We start from the raw sequence: 17,669 nt of genomic DNA, 5'->3' as shown, positions 1-17,669 counted from the left end.
CTTAGCGCTTTGCTATAGGTTTTACAACCATGATATAAAACTCAAAGCTCTGGTGACAGCTACCTCCGGATTTGTTGTCAGCGTCCTTTAGAGGTTTGTATGAAAAAGCAACGCATTCTGGTGTTCGTCACTCTTGTAGTTCTAGCCTTTGGTGTATCTTTTGGGATTCGGCTGCTCAATACACCCGTGGCGATCGTTCAGGTAAATACTCAACTCATTGTTTCTGCTGCTGCCAGCCTGGCTGATGCCCTAAAAGAACTAGACCCAATCTATCAACAATCTCGCTCTAATGTCGGGGTGCGCTACAACTTCGGTAGCTCCGGCGCACTACAACAGCAGATTGAAAATGGTGCCCCTGCTGATGTTTTTATCTCAGCCGCCGTGAGACAGATGGATGCCCTACAACATAAAAACCTTCTCACCTCAAACACTCGGCGTAATCTGTTGACTAATCGGCTTGTGTTGGTTGTTCCTAGTAATCGGTCTAGCGTGACAGACTTAAAGAGTTTAACCCATGTCCGAGTCAAACGGATTGCGATCGGTGACCCGCGTAGTGTTCCGGTTGGACAGTATGCCCAAGAAGCCTTGACTAAAGCGGGTATTTGGAATCAACTAAAATCGAAGTACGTTCTGGCAAACAATGTCCGCCAGGTGTTGCAGTTTGTCGAAGCCGGAAATGCCGACGCTGGATTAGTCTACCTGACCGATGCGAGAACCACGAACAAAGTTAAAATTGCCCAAACGGTTCCAGCCAGCTTACATTCGCCGATCGTCTACCCGATCGCAGTGCTAAAAAATAGTCGTGATCAAACTGCTTCCAAAAGCTTTGTCGATTTTTTGTTTGGCAATCAAGCAAAACAAGTGTTTCAGAAGTACGGTTTTAACGTGTCTTAGTCGAGAATTTTGGGGTAGTTAAAGCCTGTCGTTAAAGTTCTTCAAGTCACAAAACTTCCTTGATTCACCAGTCACGAGCTAATAGCTTGAACCTATGGAACTAGATCTTTCCCCCTTCTGGATTTCCCTCAAAACGGCTGGCTTGGCAACGATCGTTACCTTCTTGCTTGGTACGGCCGCCGCTTACTGGATGTTGGGCTATCGCGGTCGCTGGAAAGCGATTATCGAAGGCATTCTCATTGCTCCATTGATTTTACCGCCGACTGTAGTTGGGTTTCTTCTGCTATTGCTGTTTGGTAGAAATGGGCCGCTTGGCAACCTGATGGAGCAGTTTGACTTTACAATCATCTTTACCTGGTATGCGGCAGTTGTGGCGGCGATCGTCGTCTCGTTTCCTCTGATGTACAAAACAGCATTGGGGGCATTTGAGCAAATCGACTCTAGCCTACTCCAAGTAGCTAGAACATTAGGAGCCTCAGAACTACGAATTTTTAGACAGATTCTCTTACCGTTATCAGTGCCTGGACTATTAGCCGGAAGCACACTCGCCTTTGCGCGGGCATTAGGAGAATTTGGAGCCACGCTGATGCTGGCGGGCAACATTCCTGGGGAAACTCAAACCATGCCAATGGCTATCTACTTCGCAGTCGAAGCCGGAGATCTGGGTCAAGCCTGGTTGTGGGCAAGTGTGATCATGGCGCTCTCACTGTCGGGTCTGATCATGGTTAACCTGTGGCAAAAGCAATGTGAGCAGACACTGTATCGACCACAATCAGGCACGATCGAAGCCGATGAACCCGTAAATCGAGGGGGAAAGTGGACGCGATCGACTCCCTCAGAGCATCGAGCACACCATTGCACACAACCTCAATCTGACACAGGACAAGGACTATTTGTTGACATTGAAAAACAGCTATCTACTTTCACACTCGACACCACACTCACGGCACAGCAAGAAACTTTAGGCATTCTCGGCGGGTCAGGGTCAGGAAAAAGTATGACGCTCCGCTGTATTGCTGGAGTAGAAACCCCAACCAAAGGGCGCATTGTTTTGAATGGACAAACCCTATTTGATGCCGACAAGCAAATTAATCTGCCTAGTTCCAAACGCAACGTTAGTTTAGTGTTTCAAAACTATGCTTTGTTTCCCCACATGACGGTTGCTCAAAATGTAGGATTTGGGTTATGTCATCTGTCCAAACCCAAGCGCCTTCAGCGAATCAGACAACAGCTTGCCCTAGTACAATTGCAGGAATTAGACACGCCCGGAGGAGTCAGCTTTGCTGCACGCTATCCTCACCAGCTTTCGGGGGGACAACAACAACGAGTCGCCCTAGCAAGAGCATTAGCAACCGAACCGGAAGTCCTGTTGTTAGACGAGCCTTTTTCGGCGCTTGATACCTACCTCCGCAGCCAACTAGAGCGACAACTCATCAAAATTTTGTCTACCTATCGCGGAGTGACGTTGTTTGTCACCCATAACCTGGAGGAAGCCTTTCGAGTTTGTGAGACGCTGATGGTGATGTCTAGTGGAAAGCCGATCGCTTATGATTCCAAACATCAGATTTTTGAGCATCCCCAAACTGTTCGCATTGCTCAACTCACAGGTTGTAAGAACTTCTCTCGTGCAGTAGTAGTCGGAACTAACTTAGTTGAAGCAACCGATTGGGGTCTGACGTTGCAGGTTCTCGAAGCAATTCCCGATCGCCTCACCGACATTGGCATTCGTGCCCATCAGATTAGCCTTACCACTGATCCTGACGACTACACTTATCCCTGTTGGTTAGCCGCAACTAGTGAAACGCCGCACCGAATGACCCTTTTTCTCAAGTTCAAATCGGTGGCTACTGACTCGCAGGACTATCATGTGCAAGCAGAGATCTTCAAAGAAAAGTGGACTGTTCTCAAAGACCAACCGTTCCCCTGGTATGCGAGGCTCGATCGACTGATCTTGATGGTGGACTAATTAGGAATTAAGCAGCCGTCTTCCGATTGTTCTCCGATATCCAATTTTCCTAGTACCTGTACATCGCTAACTTCAAAACATCTGGATTGGACATTCGCAGATTTAATGACGAAGATAGTTTCGTCAGACCCTGTTGATAGATCGTTCTTTAACGCTAGTCTTCTTCGATGCACCTTGAACAGCCCTGTGTCGGTTAAAAATGGGCAATTCCTCTACAATGGGGAGCTTTCGTTTGAGCTAGAAAATGGAATCAATGAAAGTCCACTCAGCTCAAGTAAGGTGCCCTGAGAACCTTCTTCAATAACTAGCGTGGGAGGTAATACAAACACTCTTTTGATAGCTGGGGAAGGTGCTTCTGAAGGAGCAACTGACTGACATATTTTATATAGATCTCCTTCACAGATAGGGTACATATCTGTCAGGTACATTATTCTTGAATCCTGAGCTTCATTAGCGATCGCCGCCCTCTCAATTCCGACAACCATCAACAGTGTCAACAGTGCAATTTTCATGATGACTCCAAAAGCTACCCGTGATTTCATCAAGAGAATATTTGCGCTGGCATCCGTAGCGATCGCCGTCTTTTCGTTGACAACCCAAAGGGCGATCGCTGCACCTTTCGTTTTGAGTGATTACTCAGGCAATCTTTACGGGCAAGGAACTTTGACCTGTTCCAAAGATTTCTACAGCCCTAATCCCACGAGATCTCCTCGGAACGCCATGTTTTTCGCCAGGGCAAACTACACTTTTGTCGAGTCATACCCTCGCGTCGGGCATGATCTTAAATTTCAGCTAAATCAAACCATATCGCTCAACCAGGATGCATCTACCGTCCACAAAACCCCGCCTACAGCCCCACCAAGTATGCTAAAGTCACCCAAAATTAGGGAGTTGGGGGGCAAAACCGCCAATATACGAACAATATACGAAGTGAAAGAACCTTAACGTAAATCTAGCCAAACCTGTGCTGGAATCTCTTCTAGCTCAGGAGCAAGCGGGAACGTCCCCGGTGGAAAATCATTAGAAACTAACTGCTCCAACAAGATAAGCGCTTCTGCAAATAGAAACTCAACAATCTCATCCGGAACACTACTACCCACAAAGTTAACCGGATAACCTCGATTGACGAGATAAAGCGTTCTATCTGGAAGGTGATAAGCCTCCACATGGGGATGAATCAACTCAATCGATTTTGCCTGTCGATCTAAGTAGTCCAAGTCAATCTCAACCTTCTTAGAACTAGCACTGACTAGAATAGTGCGATCGCTCAATCGGTCAATCAACTCCGGAGTAATCGAGCAGCCACCCGACGCACCAATCACGATCGAGACTCGATCCAGGCTATCCAACTCATCTCGCAATAAAAAGCCGTCTAGCTTGAGCGCAACCTTCTTAATCACATCAAGATCCTGTCCTGCAACCACAAGATTCTTGGCTCGTAGACTGCGGCAGACCCCGCGACCCACCCAACCATAGCCATTGACGAGAGCGAGACGACCTGCGATCGCATAGCCAATCTCCCGCAAAATCGTATCCAGAGACGACACCACCGCATCTCCGACATAATCCCCCTCAATTTCCTTGAGACGAGTCTCAGCGCAATTTAACTGAGGAATCAAAAGATCTTCAATACGCTGCGCCGCCCAGACCCCCTGCTTAGTAATCTCAACACCGCCGCGCACATAGTTTTGATAGTCTCGGTAGTATTTGTGAAAGCAAGTGATTGCATACCCACCTACTTCATGCAAAAGGAGTTGATGACCTGCTTGACGACACTGTTCGAGGCTATTTTTCAACTCAACCTGGATAGTTTCTTCCAATTCGTCAAACCCTGGAGTGAGTACCCGAATGCCCTGACGCTGCAAGGCTTCTACAACGTGGTCTTTGCCAGAGTAGCCAATGCCAATCACAACTTCGATCGCAAAAAACTGATGAGAAGTTAGAAGTAGCCGCAGCGTATCTTCGTAGAGATGTTGTACGACAAATTGACGGTATCCAGAATGAGGTTTGATGCCGACTCGACGAGCAACCTCACCCAAAAAATCTGGATGAAAACGATTCATTAAGTGTCTCCCTGTTTCACAGTTGATCCTGGTGAGCAAACCACATCGAAATGAGAGGGAGATCTCACTTTAAATCCCCCTCCACTTTAACTAGACGATTAACCTAACTGACGTTAATAGAGCGTACATTTCTGAGGTGTGAACATTGCCTACAAAAAACGGTTAGAAAGTAGTTTATGGGCGATGAACTACAAAATCTGGCATTGCTGAATTACGGGATGAATTGCCCAAATGTGAAGGTAAACTCAATGTTCAAAGTCCCCCAATTTTGGGGGATTTAGGGGGCGAAAAAGTTGACACTTTCCACAGATTCATCCCTTCAATCAGCAACGCCCAAAATCTCTGTATTCTCAACCATTGCCAGATTAATAGAATGGTGCAAGATTGACGATCGTATTAGAACTTAGCGCGCGGCACTTCGCAGACAAACAAGACATCATTCGTCCACTTGCGGAAAAAGGGCACACCACCGAGCAACCGACTCAGATGCCAGTCTAACTTGCGTAGAAATGGCTTTTCCAGAGTTTTCTCGCGCAGTTGCTTGAATAGACGCATCAGGAAAGGAGTCTTTTCGTAGCGGGGGTGAAACATGACTAAGTAGGGAAGAACCGAAATAAAGCCAACGCCCTGACTGTTGCAAACCTTGAGTTCATGGCTGAGAAGGTTATACCATTCGTTTTGACGTAGCCGAATCTTATGTTCTTTGTAGTGGAGATGCTTGAACTTGAAGCGATCGAGCCGATACATCTGTGGAATCGTCACAACCACCAAACCCCCAGGCGGCAAAATCGAGCAACAAGCTTGCAGCACTTGCAAAATGTCTACTTCGAGTCCCTCCAGATGCTCCAACACATCTAGTAAAAAGATGACATTTGGCTGCCACGGAAGCTTTGAGATGATTTGATTGGAGTCTCGAATATCCGATAAAATATCAGGTGAAAAAGGGGATTCATAATCCACACCACAATAGTCAAACTCAACGCCCAAATTAGAGAGATAGCGGAATGCAACCTTATCTGCACAGCCGAGATCAAGGATGCGAAGTTGTTTGAGATTAGACTTTCTCAATGCTTGAGCAATCAACCGAAACTTGACCGAGTTGAACAGATTTTCATCCTTCCCTGACAAGAGACGATCGACAAGGTAGGAAGAATGAACGGTTTTGTTAGACAGTACCATATGCATTGTTACCTGTTAAGTGCAATCTGAAGCACCTTAGCAACTGATTCGCGAATTCTAAATACAACACTGTCACGCGCCTTGTTAGATGCGTTGGGATGTTTTGATTCTGCAAAAACCAGTTCTAAAGTGCAGTTCTGGAAACTGACCTGAGCAGGGATGCTATGCAGGTTGTTTGCAGATAGTTGATGAAATCTGAGTAAGGTCAGCGTGAAAACACTGAGTTGTTGGATAAGATAGCCTGCCCTCTGCGTTAGCCGATAGCGAGATTTCCCGTAGAGCGAAATTCAAGTGAATTTACGGAGAACTCAAGAAAAATCAAATTGACTTTTGAGCAGAAAATAGAATTATTTGGATCAGTTACGGATATTTTCAAAACGTTTCCAAGTATTGATTAACACGATAAATCTTAAAAGAAACCTCGTCTCAGTACGGTTGGCAGGAGCGAAATTTTTTCTAGATCAGCCAAAAATCAGGCCTAAGATTGATGCATTGAATGAGAGGTAATTTATATCCTGTAATATAAAATACTTAGAGCGTTATTCGATCGCCAACCAAGACCTAACTTCATTGTTCAGAAATATCTAAATGTTCACTGCTTCAGTGTAGATACTGAAAAATTGTAATTCATAAGTTTATTTCTTTAATCTACCTCAGTATATTTGCGGCTTGAGTCAAAGAAGAACTGTAAAGTTAACGCTTGTTTCTCAATATTTTTTAGAAAAAGCAATTTTTCTCAATTCAGTTTCTGATGGATGCGCGATCGAAACTCTCAACTAGCCACCAGAAAACAACTAAACCTCGGTGAAAAGCGCGCCTCAGTGGGGAATAACTAGCACAGATGACTCGGTATAATTCATCAACGGTTAGGAGACGATGGCAAAACAAATTCAGTTAGCGGGATATCAAGTTCAACATCTCATTTACGAAGGGTCTAGAACGCTAGTTTATCGGGGTCGCCAAGAATCGACTCAACAGCCCGTTGTCCTCAAACTCCTCAAAAACCCCTATCCCAGCTTTGTCGAACTCGTGCAGTTCAAAAATCAGTACAGCCTGATGCGACAGCTTAATCTGCCGGGAGTCATTCGACCCTATGGCCTGGAGCCTTACCAGAATGGGTTTGTGCTCGTCATGGAAGACTTTGGCGGCATTTCGCTCAAAGAGTATGGTGCAATGAGAAATTGGGACGGTCGTGAACTAGAAACCTCAGAGTTTTTGGTAGAGTTTCTACACATTGCGATCGCGCTCTCCCAGATTCTCGATGGTCTGTCCTGCGATCGCATCATTCACAAAGACATCAAGCCTGCCAATATTCTGATCAATCCGCTCACCAGACAAGTTAAGCTAATTGACTTTAGCATTGCCTCCCAGTTGCCCCGCGAAACGCCAACCCTGACTAACCCCAACGTTTTAGAAGGCACCCTCGCCTATCTCTCCCCCGAACAAACCGGACGCATGAATCGCGGCATTGACTACCGCACAGATTTTTACTCACTAGGCATTACGCTATTTGAACTGCTCACAGGACAGCTACCGTTTAGTACAGACGACCTGATCGAGCTAGTCTACTGCCACATCGCCAAACAGCCGCCCGCCGCTCATCACCTCAATTCCACTGTTCCATTCATGGTTTCAGCCATTGTGAGCAAGCTGATGGCCAAAAATGCAGAAGATCGCTATCAAAGTGCTTTGGGGCTAAAGCATGATTTAGAGGTCTGCTTACACGACTGGAAACAGCGCGGCAACATTGCTACGTTTGAACTAGGACAACAAGACTACTCCCATCACTTCATCATTCCTGAAAAGCTGTATGGTCGATCGCAAGAAGTCGCCCAGCTATTATCCGCATTTGAACGAGTCGCCCAGCGTCAACCATTAGAACCGTCTTCTACACGCCTGACCGCCTCAAAAAGCGAACTCATCCTGGTAACAGGGGCTTCTGGAATTGGCAAAACGGCTGTGATCAACGAAATTCACAAACCAATTCTGCGGCAGCGAGGATATTTTATCAGAGGCAAGTTTGATCAATTTCAGCGCAACATTCCCCTTTCTGCCTTTGTGCAAGCCTTTCGCGACTTGACCGGGCAGTGTCTCACCGAAAGCGACACTCAGATAGAACGCTGGAAACTCAAAATTTTGCGAGCACTGGGCGAAAATGCTCAAGTGATGATTGAGGTCATTCCAGAACTAGCCTACATTACAGGTGAGCAACCTGCTGCACCAGAACTAACAGGAAGTGCTGTACAAAACCGCTTCAATCTTCTATTTAAGAACTTTATTCAGATTTTTACAAAGCCAGAACATCCCTTAGTAATCTTTTTGGATGACTTGCAGTGGGCAGATAGCGCCTCGTTAAAGCTAATGCAGCGATTGATGAGCGACCCAGATAGTCACGATCTGTTAGTGATTGGCGCTTATCGAGATAGCGAAGTTTCTCCTAGTCATCCGCTTACTGTGACGATCGAGGAGATTCAGACGGCGGGGGCAACTGTCCAGACGATCGAGCTATTCCCCCTCAGCCCGATCGACCTCAATCACCTTGTTGCAGACACCCTCAATGACTCACTACCAGAAGCCCAGCCTTTAAGCGACTTGATCTATCGCCGCACAAATGGCAATCCTTTCTTTAGCACTCAGTTTTTCAAGTCTTTGCAGGAGGATGGATGGCTCACATTTGACCTTCAGCTTGGCAAGTGGCAGTCCGATCTGGGGCAAATCCAAATCCTGTCATTAGACAAAGATGTTATTGAGTTTATGCGGCTCCAGCTACAAAAGCTACCTGAGTCCACTCAAACCGTTCTCAAGCTCGCGGCCTGTATTGGCAACCAGTTTGATCTAGCGACGTTAGCTGTCGTGTATGAGCGATCGCTCAATGAAACAACAACTGATCTCTGGGCCGCCCTACAAGAAGGATTGCTCGTACCCACTGGAGAGGAGTATAAGCTATTTCAAGCGGGCGATGATGCCTTGTGGCAGTTGAGTAATCAGGCACCCTGTCCGTCACCGAGCTACAAATTCTTCCACGATCGCGTTCAACAGTCCGCCTACTTACTAATTCCTGACGATCAAAAACAAGCCACTCACCTGCGGATTGGTCAACGGCTACTTACCGAAGGAAACCGTGACGAAAGACTGTTTGAGATTGTCAATCAGCTTAACTTAGGAGCTACTTTGCTGGGTGACGCGATCGAACGCAAAAACTTAGCACAACTCAACCTACAAGCAGGGAGAAAAGCAGTTGCATCCGCAGCGTACAGTGCTGCCTTTAGCTACTTTGAGGCTGGAAGAGCCTTATTGTCGATCGACACCTGGGAGCAAGACTACGATCTCACCTTGATGCTGTACTCACAAGCAGTCGAGTCTGCCTATCTCAATGGCGATCTCAAACAAATGGACTACCTCACAGAACAGGTACTACAGCACGCTAAAACCCTGTGCGATCGCATTCAAGTCTATGAAGTCAAGATTCAAGCAAACATTGCTCAAAACCGATTGTCAGAAGCACTAAAACTCGCTTTATCAGTTCTGAGCCTGCTAGACATTGATCTTCCTAAAACTCCAACCTCATCGGATATTGACTTCGCCCTGCAACAGATTCAAACTCGGCTTGTTGATCGAGCCGTTGATGACCTGATTCATCTCCCATTGGTGCAACTACCCGAAAAATTGGCAGCAATGCGAATTCTGTCTACCCTGATTTCTATTACGTTTGTCTGTGCTCCGATGCTGCTGCCTTTGGTGATCTGTGAGCAAGTCAATCTCTCTTTGAAGTACGGAAACTCATCCTGGTCTGCGTTTGCTTACGCCAACTATGGGCTTCTACTATCCACCACTGGCAATCCTAAAACAGGCTACCACTTTGGACAGTTAGCGATTCGTCTACTAGAGCAGCTTGACGCTAAAAGCCTGAAGGCAAAAATCTTTACGATCGTCTACAGCATGACGACCCACTGGCAACAGCCCTTAACTGCATCACTACAACCGCTTAAAGAAGGCTATCACAGTGGCTTAGAGACAGGAGATTTGGAATATGCCTCCTACTGCATTCTGCACCGCAATGAGTACGCCTACTTTAGCGGATGGGAGCTAAACCAACTCGCAGAACAGTTTACTATCTATCAGGATGCCCTGACTCAAATCAATCAGATTAACTCACTGACCTATCACCAGATTTATCAGCAAACCGTCTTAAATCTACTAGGGTCTACTGAGAACCCGATCGTGCTGTCTGGTGCGGCGTATGACGAAGAGAGACTACTGCCACTGCATCGACAAGCAGACGACCGATATGCGCTCTATCAGGTCTATCTTAACAAACTAATTCTCAGCTATCTATTTGGCGACCTACAGCAAGCCGTTGACTCCGCAAACCTGGCAGAGCAGTACATTGATGGAGTTTCAGGCTTATATTTTATTCCAGTATTTTACTTCTACGATTCACTAGCAAGATTGGCACTGTATGCGATCGCTTCAGAAGCAGAACAAACGACAATCCTGGAGAAAGTACAGCACAATCAAAAGAGAATGCAGCAATGGGCAGACACGCCTACCAATTTTCTACACAAGTTTCATCTAGTCGCCGCAGAACACTGTCGTGTTTTGGGACAATCTGCCAGCGCCATCGAGCATTACGATCACGCGATCGCAGGAGCCATCACCCACCAATATCAGCAAGAAGAAGCTCTGGCTTGTGAACTCGCGGGCAAGTTTTATCTAAGTTGGGGCAAACCTAAAATCGCTCAAGTTTACCTGACGGATGCTTACTATGCCTATATTCGTTGGGGCGCAAAAGCAAAAGTAACTCGCCTAGAGCAAGACTATCCAACCTTACTCACGCTGCAATCCGAAGAGATATCGCTGTCTCAAAGAGTGACTTCCTCTACTTCCGCTAGTTCTAGCTTAAACAGTAGCCTGGAGGGTTCCAAAGTTCTAGACTTGACTGCGGTGATCAAAGCGTCTCAAGCCCTGTCTAGCGAAATTCAACTCGACCAAATGCTCGATCGCTTAATGCAGGTCGTTATTGAGAATGCGGGTGCCCAAAGGAGTGTATTGCTGTTACGGCAGGATCAGCGATGGGTGGTTGCGGCTCAGTCTAGCGATGCGGTTAAACCAACGGTGCAATCAGTCCCACTTGACTCTAGCCAGGTCATGCCGCAGTCTATCTTGAACTATGTGGCTCGTACTTCCGAAACGATCGTGATCGATGATGCCCGCACCGAGCTGCCCTTCTCAAGCGATCCTTATATTCTAGGACGGCAGCCCAAAAGTGTATTGTGTACGCCTGTTCACAGTCGAGGGGAGGTGATCGGACTGCTGTATCTAGAGAATTATTTAACTTCCGGGGTATTTACTCGCGATCGCCTCAAGGTATTACAGCTTTTGATAGCTCAGGGTGCGATCTCGTTGCAAAATTCAATGCTCTACAACACCCTGGAGCAGAAAGTAGAACAGCGCACTCAAGAGCTACATGAAAAAAATCAACATCTCTCAGAAGCGCTGGCACAACTACAACAGACTCAGGCTCAACTGATTCAAACTGAGAAAATGTCGTCACTGGGGCAGATGGTTGCGGGGGTTGCTCACGAGATCAATAACCCAGTTAGCTTTATCCACGGCAACATCATCTATGCTGAGACCTACTTCCAGGAGTTGTTTGACCTGATTGCGCTCTACCAAACCTACTATCCTCAAGCGGTTCCTCAGATTCAAAACAAACTTGAAGAGACAAACCTGCATTTTCTACAAAAGGACGTTCACAAGCTGGTTAGCTCGATTAGATTAGGATCTGACCGGATTCGTCAGATTGTCCTTTCTCTACGAAACTTCTCCCGCCTGGACGAAGCCGAGATGAAACCCGTCAATCTTCATGAGGGAATTGATAGTACGCTTTTGATGTTGCAGCATCGATTGCAGGTGAGGGCAAGTCGTTTGGAAATCATCGTGACCAAGGACTATGGGCAATTGCCAGAAGTGACTTGCTATGCCAGCCAAGTTAATCAGGTGTTCATGAACATTCTCAGCAATGCGATCGACGCACTAGAAGACAAGCGGCAATGCGATAGTGCTCAGTCGGCAATCAAGTCTCAATCACCTCCCACGATTCGCATTCGCACAGCAGCAGAGCACTCTACCGTGACGATTTGGATTGCGGACAACGGAAGCGGTATGTCAGAAAAAGTGCAACAGCGTGTGTTTGATCCCTTTTTCACAACTAAGCCTGTCGGTAAAGGCACCGGACTGGGGCTATCCGTTTGCTATGCGATCGTTGAGAAACACAATGGCTGCTTAAAGGTTAAATCTGAGGTGGGTCAAGGCACAGAGGTTATCATCTCGATTCCGGTTAGCTATGGCGATCGTTAAACAGGGAACCTCAAGCATTACCGCTAGGAATCTTCAATTGCGTCGCCGCTGCCGAGAACAATATTCCAGCCTATCCGCAGGCGACCACAGAGAGCCGTCAACCCTTCAGGCGCGATCGTACGATAAACTAGATCACACGCACTACAAGGCTTTCCAAAACTGCGGACTGCTCCAGATGTGATGGTCATTTTTGACGTAGAACCTGGCGGACGCGACAACCAAGATGAAGGCTTTAAGAAGACACTGTACGAGCAGTTAGGGGTTCAAGAATATTGGCAGTTTGACCCTAGAGGAGAATGGATTCCCGAAAAGCTGCGCGGCTATCGACTACGGAGAGAGACTTACGAACTCATTACTGACGGCCAGAGTCAGCCTTTACAGCTTTGATTTACCCTAGAAGGCAGCTTGATCGGCTTTTACCGCTTAGACAAGGGCGAAAAACTGCTGATTCCCGATGAGTTAGCCGCTGCTCTCGAAGCCGCAAAAACCCAAGCCACTCAAGAACGCCAGCGCGCCGAAGATCTTGCCGCCGAACTTGCTCGCTATCGCGATCGCTTTGGTGAACTGCCCGAATCTTAACTAACGCCATACGCGACTTTTTGAAGTTCCCCTTTTTAAGACGGGTTGAGAGAATCACCGCGCAAACAGTCTGACGTGAGATCCTCCTATCTCCCTCAAAAAGACGTGGATTCGCATGAATTTTAAGTTGCACATCGCGCAGTGTGCGAATGTACAGCAAACGTACAGTTTTGTTAGAAAGCCGATGGCGAGATTTGAACTCGCGACCTATCGATTACGAATCGATTGCTCTACCACTGAGCCACATCGGCAATACGATTAGTCAGTATAGCAGTCTCTGGGTACGTGTGCCATCCAAATTTTGAAGTGTGACAAATTATCCCAACTCATGTCACGATCGAATCACCCTTTTTGCAGACCCATGCCAGACCCAAAGCCCAAACGTCCCACCCTCAAACAAACCGACCCCGAAAAGTACGCTTTTCTCATGGCAGAGTCCAGAGCGCCTTATCGAGGGCTGAGAAAGTTTATCTATGGCACTTTTGGCGCATCGGGAGCGATCGGAGCCTTTGTGTTTTTGGCACAGCTTTTGGCGGGTCGAGACATAGAAGCTGCCCTTCCTAACCTGGCCCTACAAATCGGCGTGGTCGCTCTGATGGTGTGGCTGTTTCGCTTAGAGAGCCGCAAATCCTAGTCAGGAAGATTGGCTCTCAGTTCTCTGTTTAAGGACTCAGCACAATGTACGGCGACGGAATCGCCTGCGCCTTACCTGCATTCACCAACGCCTGATAGACAAATGCGGCCACCTCGGCCCTGGTTGCCTCACGATTGGGACTCAACTGGCCCACCGTCGGGTAGTTGACAACCACTTGACGAGACAGCGCCGCCGCTACAGCCGTACTTGCGTAAGAAGGAATCGCCGTCGCATCTGCAAACTTAGACAAAACCGAAACATCCCCTGCCCCAAACTCTAAGCCATTGGCGATCGCCACCAACACCTGCACCCGTGGAATCTTCTGCTCTGGGCTAAAAGTACCACCGGGATAGCCCGCCATAAATCCACTCTGAGAAGCCGTCTGGATTGCACCAAATCCCCAAAAGCTTTTGGCAACGTCTGAAAAATTAGTTGCCGCCCGACGAGGAGCCGGGGTAAAGGCTTTAGCAATAATGGTGGCAAACTGAGCGCGAGTCACCGGATCGCTCGGTTTGAAGGTGCCATCTGGGAAGCCCGTGATCACATTTCTCGCTGCGAGAGCCTGAATGTAAGCTTGCGCCCAATGACCTTGAATGTCCTGAAAAGCAACGTTTCCGGTACTGGCGACGAAGGTAACTTTGCCAGAGATGCGCTTGGGGTCGATGTTGTTGCCGATCGCGACCAAAACGTTACTTCCGGTTGAGTTGTTGAGATCAAAGCCTTTGTTGTTGCGGATGGTGTTGTTTCCGGCGGTTTCTTCGCTGCCAAGATCGGGCTGTGCGCGGATCGTAGCTACGATGCCATCGCCCAAGTTGTCTGTGATGACGTTGTTTCGCAGCACGGGACGGGCGTTGTCGTTAATATAAACGCCGGCCTGGTTTTGGCTAATTTGATTGTTTTCGACAATGGGGGTAGACGTGCCGCCGATCGCCAGTCCAAATCCGGTATTCAAGAAGGTGTTGCCCTTGATTTCGCCTCGTGCCGATCGGGCGACTGAGATGCCGTTGCCGCCATTTTTGGTAAACAGGTTGTCGGTAATACTGGGCGCACTGCTGCCTGTGACAAATACGCCTTCTCGTCCGCTGTTGGTAAAGGTGCTGTTGGCGATAATCGGATTCACATCCTCGACCCAAACTCCGGAGCCGCGAGAAGCCGGATTGGTCACCGTCACGCCCCGAATTTCGCTACCCGATGCGGCCAAAACGGTCACAAGCTGCGATGCAAAGGTTTTGCTAGTGTAGGAGCCGCTTCCGGTGATTTGGATGCTCTGCCCTTTGCCTGCTTCGTCGCCTCGCAAGATGACTCCTGGCTTCATCCGCACCGGAAAGGCTTCGCCTGTTTCTGCACTATAAGTACCGGGAGCCAGTTGAATCGTCGTGCCAGAAACCGCCTGCTGAAGGGCATAAGCGATCGTTCGATAAGGCGTGGTGGCGACTTTACCTGCGTCAGCACTATCGCTCCCCGAAGCGGGATTGACAAAAAGGATTAGCGAAGAGACTCCCGGTTGAGCTGTGCCAGGTGTGGTCGAAGGAAGCGTTTGCACCGGGGCAGGGGCAGGGTCGATCGAGGGCGGAGTTTCGATCGGGGTGGGGGTTGTAGAAGGTGGAGTTTCGATCGGAACGGGGGGTTGTGTCGGGACGGGGGCGGGCGCTTCGGTGGGGACGACGACACTGGGAGCAGAAGGAGTCTGAGACAAGACCGCCAAGCTGCCACTCACCCAGAGCAGGGCGGCCAATCCGAGTCGCGCCGAGGTGATAAGCCTAAAGAAAGAAAGAAACGATCGAGTTTGAGTGCCCTGACGTGCCATAACTTTGTGTGAGGAGTTGTGTGAGTAGAAGTGAACAGGTTTGTATTTTAGCGAGATGGTTGCGAACCGATTGCAATATCAGCAATAGACGATAGCACTGAAACCCTGATTTGTAGCTAATGGCAAATGACAATTGGTGTTTCTTGGGAGTTCCCGATCGCCTGGTTCAACATCAGTTAGATAGGTAGGTTAGTTAGAGAGGCTGTCGGCAGTTCCATCGGGTTGCTTCCTAGATCCTCCACCCGTGGGAGACTTTGCACCGGAACTTTTGTCTTAACGCCCTTCAGAATTTGAGGGAAGATGCCAGACAATGAAGCGCCAAAAAGTTTATCGAACTGACGCTAGTTTAAGCATTGGTTTAAGAAATATGTCTATTTGCGGTGGGGTCAAGTCTCAGCGTTCCATCAAGAGCGTTTAATAGAAGCAACCCCCCGCGATCGACTCGGCTTAGAGACAGGAAGATTTTATGTCAGATTTTCAGGATTTTTTGATTCATAAGTGTGCCCAGGTTGCCATTGGTGAGTTTAAGCTCGGCAAGTTTGAGGAGGCGCAACAGCTTTATCAGGAGGCAGTTTCCACTTACGCGCAAGGGTTTGAGGGCGCTTATCTGCTTCGTGAAAAAGGCACCGATCGCGGCATTTCGATCATTCTTTGGGAGACTGAAGAGATGATGCAAGCCAACGACAACGACGCTCAAAAAGCAATTCTCAAGAAGATGGCTCCCTTGTTTTCGGGTGCGCCGATCGTCAACGACTACGAAATCGTCAGCGAAATCTCACCCAAACCGCTGTGAAGTCAACGTGAATTCGGTGGGGTTTCTTCACTTCGTTATTGAGGGATTCGCCCCCTAAATCCCCCATTCTGGGGGACTTTGAACCTTGGGTTTCCCGCCGCTTTGGGGCAATTCATCCCCTGATTCAGCAACGCCAGAAAAGCCAGGTTGATTTGATCCCCGACCCGATCGCTATCTGGTTTTTTGTAAAGCCAATTCTTGGTATCTGCGGTAGAGCATTTTGCGGTCTTGAGCGATCGCATATCGTTTGTCGCTAGTCGGGACGGCACTCATCAGGTCAGAGGCTTTGCCCCAAGTGTTGGAGAGTTCTAACCACTGAGCAGGCGTTTGGGCGGTTTGTCCCGTTTGGACGGCTTTTTGGGCAAGGCGGACGGCAACGTAGTAGGGGTCTACTTGGGGTTGGGAGGCGGACTGGATGGGAGGTGTAACCTGTGAGGTGGGAGCAACGTTTTTAGTCACAGGCGCTACTGAGTTGGATGTGACAGTCGGTTGATCGACTTTTGGGACGGGCGCTACCGGATTGGGTGAAGCAATGGGTTGAGATTCGGCATTTGGGACGGGCGCGATGGGATTAGCTGGGGCAGCGGGTTGAGATTCGGCGACCGATCGACCATTTTGCCACGCATAGACTCCCCACCCGATTCCCAGCAACCCCAGACTCAGCGCCAATCCTCCCACGATGCCCCTAGTGAACTGTCTCTGTTCGCGGACGACTTGAGGAGAGATCGATTTAGGCAGATTAGAGAGGTCGTAACTGTTGGCTGACCGTTCTTTCAGGTCTTCTCGAAACCGTTTGAAAAGACTTTGACGCGCCAGAGAAATTTCTTTTGACCAGAGAAGCTGCCCATCGGGATCGCGATTGATTTCTTCGAGCCAGAGAAGCTGCTGTTCTCGAACGATGCGACTATTAATATTGACCCGACGAATATTGCGCGGCGAGATCGATTCCAAAATTTTGCGGACGCGATCGGTGAGCATGGTTTGCTCTAGCTGCTCCTCGGTGGGGGCTTCACACAGCAGTTGTAAAACGCCGTTGGCAAAAATCGCACGAGTTCGCACCCCAGAGTCAGACAACTTATCGTTGAGAACCTGGATAATTGCCGCAACGCTGCCTTGATGTGCCTGCTTATAGATATCGTTAAGCGGATTCACCGTCATGCTCATAATTTGGTAGAGAATGAACCCTGTAGCTTTGTTCAGTTGCCATGATATCAGGTGATGGGAAATGGAGCGCGATCGAGCCATTAAACGACCAAAGACTTGACTAACAAAACTTTTTGCTTAACAGTTCAAACCACCATTACGAGCAAAAAATATCCCGTCGCGAATTAAAAAACTCCAGATTCGCATCTTTTAGGCGCGAATTCTATGCCCCAACCTCCTCCCTCCTCCCT

Annotated in this window: 14 protein-coding genes and 1 tRNA gene; 8 read left to right on the top strand and 7 right to left on the bottom strand. The window is 48.2% G+C overall.

Going from position 1 to position 17,669, the window contains the following annotated elements:
• Positions 1-99: 99 nt before the first annotated feature.
• A complete protein-coding gene (modA, locus tag ACKFKF_RS26075; protein ID WP_446870336.1) occupies positions 100-894 on the top strand; it encodes a molybdate ABC transporter substrate-binding protein in 795 nt (264 codons plus the stop codon).
• 94 nt (positions 895-988) lie between these two features.
• On the top strand, positions 989-2,860 hold the full coding sequence (modB, locus tag ACKFKF_RS26070; RefSeq protein ID WP_446870335.1) for a molybdate ABC transporter permease subunit: 1,872 nt from the start codon (positions 989-991) through the stop codon (positions 2,858-2,860).
• A gap of 212 nt (positions 2,861-3,072) precedes the next feature.
• On the opposite strand, the gene ACKFKF_RS26065 is transcribed toward modB, so the two are convergent.
• Positions 3,073-3,372 (bottom strand): hypothetical protein, encoded by a 300-nt coding sequence (locus ACKFKF_RS26065; protein ID WP_446862313.1) that lies wholly within the window; start codon positions 3,370-3,372, stop codon positions 3,073-3,075.
• Between the two features lies 1 nt (position 3,373).
• On the opposite strand from ACKFKF_RS26065, the gene ACKFKF_RS26060 reads away from it, so the two are divergent.
• Positions 3,374-3,805 carry a hypothetical protein gene (locus tag ACKFKF_RS26060; RefSeq protein ID WP_446870334.1) on the top strand — a complete coding sequence of 144 codons (432 nt, stop codon included), beginning with the start codon at positions 3,374-3,376 and terminating at the stop codon, positions 3,803-3,805.
• Here the strand turns inward: ACKFKF_RS26060 and ACKFKF_RS26055 are convergent.
• Together ACKFKF_RS26055 and ACKFKF_RS26050 are read right to left on the bottom strand one after the other, a co-directional pair.
• Positions 3,802-4,923 (bottom strand): hypothetical protein, encoded by a 1,122-nt coding sequence (locus ACKFKF_RS26055; RefSeq protein ID WP_446862311.1) that lies wholly within the window; start codon positions 4,921-4,923, stop codon positions 3,802-3,804. The two genes, ACKFKF_RS26060 and ACKFKF_RS26055, sit on opposite strands and share 4 nt — an antisense overlap.
• Before the next feature lie 396 nt (positions 4,924-5,319).
• Positions 5,320-6,102 (bottom strand): class I SAM-dependent methyltransferase, encoded by a 783-nt coding sequence (locus ACKFKF_RS26050; protein WP_446870333.1) that lies wholly within the window; start codon positions 6,100-6,102, stop codon positions 5,320-5,322.
• An 876-nt stretch (positions 6,103-6,978) separates the two neighbouring features.
• On the opposite strand from ACKFKF_RS26050, the gene ACKFKF_RS26045 reads away from it, so the two are divergent.
• Positions 6,979-12,462, top strand: coding sequence for a trifunctional serine/threonine-protein kinase/ATP-binding protein/sensor histidine kinase (locus tag ACKFKF_RS26045; RefSeq protein ID WP_446870332.1), 5,484 nt, complete (start codon positions 6,979-6,981; stop codon positions 12,460-12,462).
• Positions 12,463-12,485: 23 nt separating this feature from the next.
• Here ACKFKF_RS26045 and ACKFKF_RS26040 read toward each other — a convergent pair whose 3' ends face one another.
• On the bottom strand, positions 12,486-12,650 hold the full coding sequence (locus ACKFKF_RS26040) for a hypothetical protein (RefSeq protein WP_446870331.1): 165 nt from the start codon (positions 12,648-12,650) through the stop codon (positions 12,486-12,488).
• Here ACKFKF_RS26040 and ACKFKF_RS26035 point away from each other — a divergent pair.
• Together ACKFKF_RS26035 and ACKFKF_RS26030 are read left to right on the top strand one after the other, a co-directional pair.
• The gene (locus tag ACKFKF_RS26035) at positions 12,643-12,849 is read left to right on the top strand and encodes a hypothetical protein (protein WP_446870330.1); all 207 of its coding nucleotides are present in this window, start codon (positions 12,643-12,645) and stop codon (positions 12,847-12,849) included. The genes ACKFKF_RS26040 and ACKFKF_RS26035 overlap by 8 nt on opposite strands.
• Positions 12,850-12,867: 18 nt before the next feature.
• A complete protein-coding gene (locus ACKFKF_RS26030) occupies positions 12,868-13,041 on the top strand; it encodes a hypothetical protein (RefSeq protein ID WP_446862306.1) in 174 nt (57 codons plus the stop codon).
• A gap of 179 nt (positions 13,042-13,220) precedes the next feature.
• Here ACKFKF_RS26030 and ACKFKF_RS26025 read toward each other — a convergent pair.
• Positions 13,221-13,292: transfer RNA gene (locus ACKFKF_RS26025), tRNA-Thr, on the bottom strand.
• Positions 13,293-13,402: 110 nt separating this feature from the next.
• Between ACKFKF_RS26025 and ACKFKF_RS26020 the strand changes: the two genes are divergently transcribed.
• A complete protein-coding gene (locus ACKFKF_RS26020; protein ID WP_446870329.1) occupies positions 13,403-13,675 on the top strand; it encodes a DUF3493 domain-containing protein in 273 nt (90 codons plus the stop codon).
• Between the two features lie 28 nt (positions 13,676-13,703).
• Here ACKFKF_RS26020 and ACKFKF_RS26015 read toward each other — a convergent pair whose 3' ends face one another.
• A complete protein-coding gene (locus ACKFKF_RS26015) occupies positions 13,704-15,482 on the bottom strand; it encodes a DUF1565 domain-containing protein (protein ID WP_446870328.1) in 1,779 nt (592 codons plus the stop codon).
• A gap of 466 nt (positions 15,483-15,948) precedes the next feature.
• Here ACKFKF_RS26015 and ACKFKF_RS26010 point away from each other — a divergent pair, with 466 nt between their 5' ends.
• Positions 15,949-16,275: an antibiotic biosynthesis monooxygenase family protein gene (locus tag ACKFKF_RS26010; protein ID WP_446870327.1), complete on the top strand. Its 327-nt coding sequence runs from the start codon at positions 15,949-15,951 to the stop codon at positions 16,273-16,275.
• A gap of 171 nt (positions 16,276-16,446) precedes the next feature.
• Here the strand turns inward: ACKFKF_RS26010 and ACKFKF_RS26005 are convergent, their stop codons facing one another.
• Positions 16,447-17,439 carry a hypothetical protein gene (locus tag ACKFKF_RS26005; RefSeq protein WP_446870326.1) on the bottom strand — a complete coding sequence of 331 codons (993 nt, stop codon included), beginning with the start codon at positions 17,437-17,439 and terminating at the stop codon, positions 16,447-16,449.
• Between the last annotated feature and the right edge of the window lie 230 nt (positions 17,440-17,669).

The sequence above is a fragment of the Phormidesmis sp. 146-12 genome, from assembly GCF_052939495.1.
This window is presented reverse-complemented; position numbering and strand designations above follow the sequence as displayed.

Coding starts and splice junctions, on each gene's coding strand:
- modA (WP_446870336.1), top strand. CDS start 100: ATGAAAAAGCAACGCATTCTGGTGTTCGTCACTCTTGTAGTTCTAGCC.
- modB (WP_446870335.1), top strand. CDS start 989: ATGGAACTAGATCTTTCCCCCTTCTGGATTTCCCTCAAAACGGCTGGC.
- ACKFKF_RS26065 (WP_446862313.1), bottom strand. CDS start 3,372: ATGAAAATTGCACTGTTGACACTGTTGATGGTTGTCGGAATTGAGAGG.
- ACKFKF_RS26060 (WP_446870334.1), top strand. CDS start 3,374: ATGACTCCAAAAGCTACCCGTGATTTCATCAAGAGAATATTTGCGCTG.
- ACKFKF_RS26055 (WP_446862311.1), bottom strand. CDS start 4,923: ATGAATCGTTTTCATCCAGATTTTTTGGGTGAGGTTGCTCGTCGAGTC.
- ACKFKF_RS26050 (WP_446870333.1), bottom strand. CDS start 6,102: ATGGTACTGTCTAACAAAACCGTTCATTCTTCCTACCTTGTCGATCGT.
- ACKFKF_RS26045 (WP_446870332.1), top strand. CDS start 6,979: ATGGCAAAACAAATTCAGTTAGCGGGATATCAAGTTCAACATCTCATT.
- ACKFKF_RS26035 (WP_446870330.1), top strand. CDS start 12,643: ATGGTCATTTTTGACGTAGAACCTGGCGGACGCGACAACCAAGATGAA.
- ACKFKF_RS26040 (WP_446870331.1), bottom strand. CDS start 12,650: ATGACCATCACATCTGGAGCAGTCCGCAGTTTTGGAAAGCCTTGTAGT.
- ACKFKF_RS26020 (WP_446870329.1), top strand. CDS start 13,403: ATGCCAGACCCAAAGCCCAAACGTCCCACCCTCAAACAAACCGACCCC.
- ACKFKF_RS26015 (WP_446870328.1), bottom strand. CDS start 15,482: ATGGCACGTCAGGGCACTCAAACTCGATCGTTTCTTTCTTTCTTTAGG.
- ACKFKF_RS26010 (WP_446870327.1), top strand. CDS start 15,949: ATGTCAGATTTTCAGGATTTTTTGATTCATAAGTGTGCCCAGGTTGCC.
- ACKFKF_RS26005 (WP_446870326.1), bottom strand. CDS start 17,439: ATGAGCATGACGGTGAATCCGCTTAACGATATCTATAAGCAGGCACAT.